This is a genomic window from Scopulibacillus darangshiensis, assembly GCF_004341035.1.
GTDB classification, from domain to species: Bacteria; Bacillota; Bacilli; order Bacillales; family Sporolactobacillaceae; genus Scopulibacillus; species Scopulibacillus darangshiensis.
The window spans coordinates 23,446-33,326 of the sequence record NZ_SLXK01000047.1; the positions used below are offsets into that span (position 1 = coordinate 23,446).

General features: G+C 43.7%; 9 protein-coding genes. 5 read left to right on the forward strand and 4 right to left on the reverse strand.

Annotation, left to right across the window (positions count from 1 at the left end):
• Window positions 1-119: 119 nt before the first annotated feature.
• From EV207_RS19900 to EV207_RS19910, 3 genes are all read right to left on the reverse strand, one after another.
• The gene (locus EV207_RS19900; RefSeq protein ID WP_132747910.1) at window positions 120-950 is read right to left on the reverse strand and encodes an aldo/keto reductase; all 831 of its coding nucleotides are present in this window, start codon (window positions 948-950) and stop codon (window positions 120-122) included.
• 267 nt (window positions 951-1,217) lie between these two features.
• The gene (locus EV207_RS19905) at window positions 1,218-1,910 is read right to left on the reverse strand and encodes a uracil-DNA glycosylase (RefSeq protein ID WP_165887020.1); all 693 of its coding nucleotides are present in this window, start codon (window positions 1,908-1,910) and stop codon (window positions 1,218-1,220) included.
• Between the two features lie 252 nt (window positions 1,911-2,162).
• Window positions 2,163-3,737 (reverse strand): bifunctional metallophosphatase/5'-nucleotidase, encoded by a 1,575-nt coding sequence (locus EV207_RS19910; protein ID WP_132747911.1) that lies wholly within the window; start codon window positions 3,735-3,737, stop codon window positions 2,163-2,165.
• Between the two features lie 161 nt (window positions 3,738-3,898).
• On the opposite strand from EV207_RS19910, the gene EV207_RS19915 reads away from it, so the two are divergent.
• Window positions 3,899-4,837, forward strand: coding sequence for a phosphate/phosphite/phosphonate ABC transporter substrate-binding protein (locus tag EV207_RS19915; protein WP_132747912.1), 939 nt, complete (start codon window positions 3,899-3,901; stop codon window positions 4,835-4,837).
• A 48-nt stretch (window positions 4,838-4,885) separates the two neighbouring features.
• On the opposite strand, the gene EV207_RS19920 is transcribed toward EV207_RS19915, so the two are convergent.
• A complete protein-coding gene (locus tag EV207_RS19920; RefSeq protein ID WP_243647172.1) occupies window positions 4,886-5,665 on the reverse strand; it encodes a DUF3891 family protein in 780 nt (259 codons plus the stop codon).
• A 192-nt stretch (window positions 5,666-5,857) separates the two neighbouring features.
• Here EV207_RS19920 and EV207_RS19925 point away from each other — a divergent pair, with 192 nt between their 5' ends.
• The 4 genes from EV207_RS19925 (at window position 5,858) to EV207_RS19940 (ending at window position 9,764) form a co-directional block, all read left to right on the forward strand.
• Window positions 5,858-6,859: an ABC transporter substrate-binding protein gene (locus EV207_RS19925; RefSeq protein WP_132747913.1), complete on the forward strand. Its 1,002-nt coding sequence runs from the start codon at window positions 5,858-5,860 to the stop codon at window positions 6,857-6,859.
• 78 nt (window positions 6,860-6,937) lie between these two features.
• Window positions 6,938-7,894: an ABC transporter substrate-binding protein gene (locus EV207_RS19930; protein ID WP_132747919.1), complete on the forward strand. Its 957-nt coding sequence runs from the start codon at window positions 6,938-6,940 to the stop codon at window positions 7,892-7,894.
• Window positions 7,895-7,972: 78 nt separating this feature from the next.
• Window positions 7,973-8,983 carry an ABC transporter permease gene (locus EV207_RS19935; RefSeq protein ID WP_132747914.1) on the forward strand — a complete coding sequence of 337 codons (1,011 nt, stop codon included), beginning with the start codon at window positions 7,973-7,975 and terminating at the stop codon, window positions 8,981-8,983.
• Window positions 8,970-9,764: an ABC transporter ATP-binding protein gene (locus EV207_RS19940; RefSeq protein WP_132747920.1), complete on the forward strand. Its 795-nt coding sequence runs from the start codon at window positions 8,970-8,972 to the stop codon at window positions 9,762-9,764. Before EV207_RS19935 ends, EV207_RS19940 begins: the two co-directional genes overlap by 14 nt.
• Window positions 9,765-9,881: the final 117 nt, after the last annotated feature.

The window sequence follows — 9,881 nt, forward strand, 5'->3', positions numbered from 1 at the left end:
CAGCCCCTTTTTCTTTACACTTTAAGAATGTTTAAGTTCGCTAAAGCGAAAAAGCGGGATAAAGTATAAGGGCAACTAAGGCTTTCGCCATTATAGCTTGGCGATAAGCCAAGTTTTCTTTACTGCCCCATTTTGTCAGGGTCAGGGCCAATCCGTTCATTCGTATTCAAAGCATCAATGCGGTCCATATCGCCTTTATCTAATTCGAAATCGAAGACATTGGCATTTTGTCTGATCCGCTCTTCATGAACAGATTTAGGAATTGTCACAAAATCATGTTGCAGATCCCAGCGCAAAATGATTTGTGCCGGTGTTTTTTGATACTTCTCCGCAAGCGAAGTGATCGCTGGATGATCGAACAGCCGCCCGCGCATCATCGGACTCCAGGCCTCCATTTGGATGCGGTGATCATAGCAGAATGCCCTGGTATCTTCTTGGGTCAGTCTCGGGTGAAATTCAACCTGATTGACAGCCGGCACGAACTCACTGTCAGCAAGGAGTTCGTGCAAATGATGGGGCTTGAAGTTGCTGACGCCAATCGCCCGCACATAACCTTCTTTATATAGCTTTTCTAGCGCCCGCCATGTGTCCTTAAATTTCCCGCGGATCGGCCAGTGAATTAAATAAAGGTCAAGATAACTTACACCAAGTTTTTCACGGCTCTGCTGGAATGCCTTTAATGTTTCGTCATAACCTTGTTCATCATTCCAAACCTTCGTCGTAATAAAAAGCTCGTCACGTGATACATCAGCTGTTCTAATGCCTTCTCCGACACCTTTTTCATTTTTATAGAAAGATGCGGTATCAATGCTGCGATAACCGGCATGGATCGCTGACCTGACTGCATTTGTCACCTCATTACCGTCTTCTGCCTTGTAGACACCTAAGCCAAACCTTGGCATTTCGACGCCGTTATTTAACACCACTGTATCCGAAATGCTATTGATCATATGTATCCCTCCCGTGAACACTTTAATATTATTCATATTATAACCATAACAAAATCATCCCATGTGGCGTTAGTATTCCGCCCATAGGATGGCTTTGTTTAATCACTTTGATTAGCCCTTTTCCTGTGGCTCTTGGAACCTTGATGGGTGTGATCCGCAATACAAAGGCACGCCCGATATGATCCGCTTATCAGCCTTTTTGGTCAACCGCCATTTGACATTATAAAAATTTACCCCCCATTCCATAAACAGGGATGGGGGGTAAATTCATTTGGCCTCAATTTCGGGCGGTTCAATGGAAAGCTCCCAATTAACGGGCTCCCTACCGGCAGATTCAAGGAAAGCATTCGCTTTGGAAAATGGTCTGCTGCCGAAGAAACCGCGGTGAGCAGCAAATGGACTCGGATGCGGCGATTTTATAATATAATGGTGATCATTCGTTATCAGCTCCTGCTTATTTTGGGCATGTTTGCCCCACAAAATAAACACAACCGGTGCCTTTCTTTGATTTAACGTGCGAATGACTTGATCAGTGAACTGCTCCCAGCCCATGCCCTTATGGGAATTAGCCGCACCTCCTCTGACAGTCAAAACCGTATTTAACAACAGCACGCCTTCCTTCGCCCATTCAATTAAACAACCGTGCTCCGGATTGGCACAACCCAAATCATCCCGCAGCTCTTTAAAAATATTTTGCAGGGACGGCGGCTGCTTGACTCCAGGTTGTACCGAAAAGCTAAGGCCATGTGCCTGTCCTGGACCATGGTAAGGATCCTGCCCAAGAATGACCACTTTCGTATTTTCATAGGTTGTATAGTGCAATGCATTATACAGATCGTACATATCCGGATATACCGTCTTATTATTGTATTCTTTTTTAAGGAAGTCTCTTAACTTTAAGTAGTAGTCTTTTTCAAACTCCTGACCCAAATAGGTCGACCAATCATTTTTTAAAATCATATAAATATCCCGCCTTAAAATGACAAAAAGCACGCCTGAAATGGTACTGTGGTGCTTTTTCGGTTTACGTTACCATAATTATATATTTCATCCAAACGATTTAGGATTCAATCGCCTTGATGAACGACCTCACGCACTACTTTTTATCGGCTTTGGGTTTTCATCTATTTTCCCTAAAGGTTTTCCGCGAGTCGACCTTTTATGATTTCCTAAGCAGAGGAAAAAAGGGCCAAATATACCCTTTTATTTATTCTAATAAATTACTTTCCAGTTTTGATCAACGGTCGCTTTGACAACTTTTTTCTCTAAGATATAATTTGCGATCAGTTCTGAGACATCAATTGGAATATCCTTGATCACCGGCTTATCTTTATACATTAAATACTCTCCGCCGCCCCCGGAGCGGTAGTTATTCATAACAACATCATATTCCTTGTCCATTGCGAGCGGTGCACCTTGGTAATCAAGCTTTACAATCCGCTCACCCGCCGGCTTGGAAATATCTATTAAGTAATCAATGCCCTCCCACATATCATAATTATAATGCTGAGGCTTCGGTGTGGTAAAAGAAGGGCTCACTTCAATGCCCCCGCCATCATACTGCTTGAAATAGGATGCTGAGCGCTCAAGGGCATCCTTAATATCCTGACCTGAGATACGGATGACCTTTAAGGTGTTGGGATATATATAATTTGACACCACATCGCGCATGGTTACATGCTCCGGGAATCCACGTGAATGGTTATCAAAGAGCGCTGTATTGGAAATAGCCACTCCAGCTGTTTCCATTTGGACGCGATTAATAAACTCAATCAAAGGGTTATCTTCGATTCGAATCGCCATGGGGTCCTTTACAGCCATATCGCCTTCAATTTTGCCGATCGGCTGGTCCAGCCATTTTTGCGTCCCCTCTTCATACACTTTCACTTTTTCCAATAGATTGCAATCAGCCTCTACATCGTTGACAGACAATAGTTCCGAGGACTTACTGACAATTTCCCAGCCATGCGTCCTCTTTACGATATCTAGGCTGACTTTTCCTACCGCGATGCCGTTGTTTCCCGGCTGGACGACGATCACGCCATTGATCACCTTATCGGCAATTTGCCTGTGCTGGTGCCCTGTCAACAGCACATCAATGCCACTTACTTCTTGACAGAGCTGATAACCCTGATTCTCGCCTGTCAGCGTTTCTGTAGCATCACCAGTATTAAGATCCCGTTCAAATCCGCCATGGTAGGCGACAACAACAATATCAGCCTTCTCTTCTTCGCGCAAATACTTAACCCACTTTTTGGCCGAAACAACTGCATCTTCAAATACCATGCCATCCAGGTGCTCAGGCTTCTCCCAATTCGGTATGTAATGTGTCGTTAATCCAAGAACACCAACTCTTAAGCCATTTGCAAAAGCCTTCACAATATACGGCTTACCGTAAAAAGGTGTTCGCGTGTCCTCTTCCAAAATATTTGCTGACAGCCACGGGAATGACGATTCCTTTACAGCTTTTAATAAAACCTCCTGGCCATAATTAAACTCGTGGTTCCCAAAAACAGCGGCATCATAATGCAAATCGTTCGCCAGAAGCACCATGGGATTGTCCCGCTTTTGGTCTATCCGGGCATAATGATACATTAAAGGTGTACCTTGAATCATATCTCCGTTATCAATCAGCATAACATGATCATAGAGGTCCCTCTCCCTCTTAATAAGCGCTGCCGCTTTTCCCATGCCAACATCCGCTTTGCCGTTCGTCCCATAGTTAATCGGATAGATATTGCCATGGACATCGGAAGTTTCCAAAATAATAAGTTTCATTTTTTCCATCAATTCAACCCTTTCAATTCTTTCATACATTTATTTTACCAGGTCAATCAAATGGGTTTACAAAATAATGACACAAGTTTAAAAAATGGACATTTATTTATTTTTTATAATGTTATATGATTAAAGTGGAATCTTCAAAATACTTTTATGGGGGTATCTTTATGATTAAAAAGCTTGTTGCATTATTTGCAACCCTGGGCTTGGCTATTGGCCTTCTTGCAGGTTGTGGAAGCGATAGCAAAAGCTCAAGCGGGGACAAAAAAGACGCATATGTTCCTAAAGAGCTCAACATTGGATTCGTTCCATCTCAAAATGCCGAAACACTAGAGGCAAAAGCAAAGCCACTTGCAAAGCTGCTTGAAAAAAAACTCGATATTCCTGTTAAAGTAACAGTAACAACTAATTATAATGGTGTGGTTGAAGCAATGGGCTCAAAACAGCTTGATCTCGGGTTTTTACCGCCGACTGACTATGTTATGGCCCATAAGAAAGGCTACGCAGATGTCCTTCTTCAGGCACAACGTTATGGTGTTAACCCTAAGGACGGCACTAATACAGATGAAAAAGTAGATTACTATTATGCAGGCATTCTTGTTAAAAATGACTCAGGAATAAAAAGTCTTAAAGATTTAAAAGGCAAAACAATCGGCTGGCAATCACCAACATCATCTGCTGGTTATGTATGGCCTGCAGTTGAAATGAAAAAGCATGGCATTGACGCGCAAAAGGATGTTCAAGGTGTTCAGCTTCAAGGCCATGACAAAGGCGTCACAGCGCTTCTTAACGGTGACGTTGATGCGGCTGCCGTCTTTATCGATGCACGTAACATCGTTAAAGGCGAATATCCTGATGTCTTCAAAAAGACGCACTACCTCTATACAACAGAGAAAATTCCTAATGACACGATCAGTGTCCGCCCGGATATGTCAGATAAGTGGAAAGAAAAGATCGCCAATGCCTTTATTGATATCGGCAAAGACCCTAAAGGCCAAAAAATCATCGAAGCCATTTATACTCATGTCGGCTATGTTAAATCAAATGACTCTAAATTCGACAAAGTGCGTGAATACAGCAAAAAGGTTCAAGAAATTGGGAAGTAAAATACTTATTAGGAATGGGGCAGTCAACTGACTGTCCCTTTTTAATTTTCAATCCTCCCGTGTAAATGTCACTGTCCTGCTCTTTATCGGCGTCATCCGATAAGCTTTGGCAATACCAATCTCCTTAATTAATTCCTTTTTTACCTTTCTTAATGGTAACTGAACGGTAAGATGATCTGAAAATGGAAAATGAGATAAGGTCACCCTCTCCCTTTTCAGCCAGTTCGGAACGATCTTTTCATTATCAAAAAAGTTAAACCGTTCATTAAAGCCTTTTGCAAACCACCCTGTATTCTCAAGCGCTGTCATGGGCTCATTCATACAAATAAATAGTGATAAATTATCACAGAACCCTAGTAATTTCCTATGTTCTTTAATCATGTCCTGTGACTGTTTGCCAGACAGATTAAATTCGGACATTAGTTTTTGCTGGCGTTCTGTTTCTTCGTGCACAAAAGACTTTACAGCCTCGTCATCATTCCCCTCCATCAAATGGGTATAGTGCAGGCTGCAAAGCAGTCCTGCATAGGGATTTTGGCATGTTGTTTCATCAATGCCTTTTTTATAAAAAACAATCCGCAGCGAGAGCGGATAATCCATAAAAGAATAAGGCTCTCCCAGCTCATCATTCCAAATCGGCGTGTCATCCATAGCAAGCCAGCTGCGGTCATGCTCGGACACCGCATATTCAACATCCTCTCTCCGGTCTTTGCCAAGAAAGAGATCTTCCCGCCATGCATTGGCAAAGCCACCTGACACCCTGCCGTGATCATCCTGTGCGATCATGACGAAATCATCCTCACGTTCATAGATAATCAATAGTGACACCCTTTCCCTTCCCAATTTCTAATGCTATACCCTATATTTGCCCCCCATTATACCTTTTCATTAAATGTCATCACCTTTTAAATTTTCAAAAACAAGCAGGGAATCCGGCCTTAAGTGCGAACTTTTAAAGAGTAGTATAAAGTCACCTTTAGCAATACACATCTATTAATCAAAGATCAGGGGGAATCGTTGATGCGATCATGGAAGGTCATTACAGGTGTTTTGTTAGTCTTGATGCTTGCTCTCGCGGGCTGCGGCACATCGGATAAAACATCAGGGAAAAAAACGGATGGTTCAAAGGATGAAGGCAAAACGTATAAAATTGGCATTAACCAATATGTCCAGCACCCTTCTCTTGATGCAGCAACAAAAGGCTTTAAAGCCGCCATTAAAGACAGCGGTTTAAAGGTAAAATATGATGTCCAAAATTCGCAAGGAAATATGAACAATGCCCAAACCATTGCTAAGAACCTGGTTGGTGAAAATGTCGATCTTATTTTTGCCAATGCAACGCCGAGCGCACAAGCATCATTAAATGCGACGAACAATATCCCTATCATCTTCACCTCAGTTACCGATCCTTTAGGGGCAAAGCTTGTCAAAAGCATGGATAAACCCGGCGGCAACATCAGCGGCACAACGGACACGCACCCAGATGCGATCCCTAACACAGTGAAATTTATCGATGAGGAAACAGATGCGAAGACGGTCGGGCTCATTTATAACAAAGGCGAGCAAAATTCCGTAGCCCAGATAAAAGCTGTCAAGGATGCCATGAAAGGCACCGACTTAACTACGGTTGAAGCAGGCGTGGCGACATCTGCGGATGTGAAGCAAGCAGCGGAATCCCTCGTCGGACGCGCTGATGTTTTCTATGTCATAACAGATAATACCGTTGTTTCTGCGTTGGAATCTGTGATCAGCGTTGCTGACAGTAAAGACATCCCCCTCTTTGTAGGAGAACTGGATTCCGTCAAACGGGGCGGTTTTGCGGCTTACGGCTTTGATTACTATGATATTGGCTATGAAGCGGGCGTTATGGCTGTTAAAGTTTTGAAAGGCGAAAAGAAAATCTCTGAGATGCCTGTCCAATATCCGCAAAAGTTAAAGCTTGTGATTAACAAAAAGGCCGCTAAGAAAATGGGTATTAAAATTAAACCAGAATGGGATAAAAAAGCGGAATTCATCGAATAACGACCCATTTTTTAAAAGAAAGGAGCCCCAGATTTGAAGAAACAGACATGGAAGAGTTTAACGATATCGCTGCTCGTTATGATCGTTGTCCTCGCTGGATGCGGAAAATCCTCAGAAGAATCAAGCGGTGATAACAAAGCCGCTAAAGGGAAAATATTCAAAATCGGCATAAACCAATATGTTGAACACCCTTCTTTGGATGAAGCGACAGTAGGATTTAAAGAAGCGATCAAAGAAAACGGTCTGAAAGTTGACTATGATGAACAAAATGCTCAGGGTGACACGAACAGTGTCCAAACGATGGCCAAGAAAATGGTTAGTGAAAACGTCGATCTTATTTTTGCTAATGCAACGCCGAGTGCACAGGCCTCTCTAAACGCGACCAGTGACATCCCGATTATTTTCGCCTCGGTTGCAGACCCAGTTGGGGCGAAGCTAGTAAAAAGCATGGATCATACGGGACCGAATATTACAGGTACAACACACACTAATCCACATGCAATTCCAAAGACAGTGGCTTTCATTGATGAACAGACCGATGCAAAAACGGTCGGCTTAATTTATAACAAAGGTGAAATCAATGCCGTATCACAGGTTAATAGTGTCAAAGCGGCGATGAAAGGGACTGACTTGTTGCCCGTCGAAGCGACGGTCACAACATCAGCGGAAGTCAAGCAAGCGGCACAATCGCTTGTTGGACGGGCCGACGTCTTTTATATTGTAACGGATAACACAGTTGTGTCCGCTTTGGAATCTGTCATCGGCGTCGCCCGGAATAAGAACATCCCGCTCTTTGTAGGAGAATTGGACTCGGTAAAACGCGGCGGCTTCGCTGCATATGGCTTCGATTTCCGTGAGGTTGGCTATGAAGCAGGCAAGATGGCCGTGAAGGTTCTTAAAGGCGAAAAGAAACCATCAGAACTTCCTGTACAATATCCGAAAGATTTAAGACTCGTCATTAATAAAAAGGCCGCTAAAGAAATGGGCGTTAAAATCAAACCAGAGTGGGAAAAAGAGGCAGATTTTATTAAATAAATTATTGGGACTCGGGGGAGTAAACAACTCCCCTTGTGCCCCTTAATATGCAACTTTGCGAAGGAAGGAGCTATACATATGTTTGCAAGCTTGTTCGGTGCTGTGGAATCCGGCATTATATATGCGATTATGGCTCTAGGAGTCTACCTGTCTTTTAGAATTTTAGACTTTCCTGATCTTACTGTAGACGGCAGCTTTGTTACAGGAGCAGGGACGGCTGCCATTCTCATTGTTCATGGCCAGAATCCATTTTTGGCAACCATCGCAGGCGGTCTAGCTGGATTCATCGCCGGTTGTATTACCGGCATCCTTCATACTAAAGGAAAAATCAACCCTTTACTATCCGGTATTCTTATGATGATTGCACTTTATTCCGTTAATTTAAGAATTATGGATCAAAAGCCCAATGTCCCGCTGCTGGGACAGGAAACGTCTTTTTCAATGATGACATCATTCTGGCAGAAGCTAGGGTTGGATGCGCCTTTCAATTCCTTTCTGGAAATGGTCGGGCTTGGTGACAGCTTGCCTAAGACCTGGGGCATTTTCTTTTTTATGATCATCGTTGTCATCCTAATTAAACTGATCACTGACTGGTTCCTCAAAACAGAAGTGGGTCTCGCTATAAGAGCCGTCGGCGATAACAAACGGATGATTCGCAGCCTGTCAGCTAATACTGACAGATTAACGGTCTTGGGACTCGGCATTTCCAACGCCCTCGTTGCTTTTTCTGGTGCTCTAATTGCTCAATACGGGGCGTTCGCCGATGTCGGGATGGGGATTGGCATGATCATCATCGGGCTTGCTTCTGTTATTATCGGTGAAGCGCTGTTCGGGACCAAATCGATTGCAAGAGCAACCTTGGCGGTTATACTCGGTGCTATTATTTATCGGGTCATTCTTGCCATTGCCCTTAGAATTGAGTTCCTTGATACAGGCGACATGAAGCTTATTACCGCAGTGATTGTTATTTTCTCCCTTGTCCTGCCTAAAGTCATCGAGGCTAATAAAGAAAAAAGAAGACGCGCAAAGAAACGGCAGGCATGGCAAAAGGCCGTCAAAGGAGAGGGTGATGACATTGCTTCAACTTAAATCCATACACAAAGTATTTAACGAAGGGACAGTGGATGAAAAGATCGCTCTTTCGGACATTCAATTACTGCTTGAACCCGGGGACTTTGTCACTGTAATCGGCAGTAACGGCGCCGGGAAATCAACGCTGATGAACATTGTATCCGGCGTCCTGACACCCGATGTTGGCGAGGTAATCATCAATGCCAGAAATGTCTCCGGCCTGCCTGAATATAAGCGTTCTAAATTTATTGGCCGGGTCTTTCAGGATCCCATGGCGGGCACAGCGCCAACGATGACGATTGAGGAAAATTTAGCGATGGCCTACTCCCGTGACAAAAAAAGGACAATGAAGAAAGGCGTCACTAAAGGTAAGCGTCAATTTTTCCGTGAAACATTAAAATCATTGCATCTTGGGCTCGAGGACAGGCTGACAGCCAAAGTTGGCCTGCTATCCGGCGGCGAACGGCAGGCCTTGTCGCTTTTGATGGCTACATTTACCGAGCCGGATATCCTGCTGCTTGACGAGCACACAGCAGCCTTGGATCCATCCCGCGCGGCATTGATCACCACTTTGACCAAGGAGATTGTCGAAAAACACAACCTGACTACTATGATGGTCACTCACAACATGCAGCAAGCCATCGATTTAGGCAACCGGCTGATCATGATGGATAAAGGGCAAATCATTCTCGATGTTGGAAAGGAAGATAAACAAAACTTGACAGTTGAGCAGCTGCTCGAGGAATTTCGAAGGATCCGAGGCGAGCAAATGGCCAGTGACCGTGCGGTGCTGTCTTAGTTGGGAAAAAGGGCGCTTCGTGTAAAATGGTACCTGTAGTTAGGACACTTGAAAAAGAGTGTTTTATCTACAGGTATTTTTTTATATACTTAAATTTCACTATATGGGGATTAGGAG

Coding starts and splice junctions, on each gene's coding strand:
- EV207_RS19915 (WP_132747912.1), top strand. CDS start 3,899: ATGATTAAAAAGCTTGTTGCATTATTTGCAACCCTGGGCTTGGCTATT.
- EV207_RS19900 (WP_132747910.1), bottom strand. CDS start 950: ATGATCAATAGCATTTCGGATACAGTGGTGTTAAATAACGGCGTCGAA.
- EV207_RS19905 (WP_165887020.1), bottom strand. CDS start 1,910: ATGATTTTAAAAAATGATTGGTCGACCTATTTGGGTCAGGAGTTTGAA.
- EV207_RS19910 (WP_132747911.1), bottom strand. CDS start 3,737: ATGGAAAAAATGAAACTTATTATTTTGGAAACTTCCGATGTCCATGGC.
- EV207_RS19930 (WP_132747919.1), top strand. CDS start 6,938: ATGATCGTTGTCCTCGCTGGATGCGGAAAATCCTCAGAAGAATCAAGC.
- EV207_RS19925 (WP_132747913.1), top strand. CDS start 5,858: ATGCGATCATGGAAGGTCATTACAGGTGTTTTGTTAGTCTTGATGCTT.
- EV207_RS19935 (WP_132747914.1), top strand. CDS start 7,973: ATGTTTGCAAGCTTGTTCGGTGCTGTGGAATCCGGCATTATATATGCG.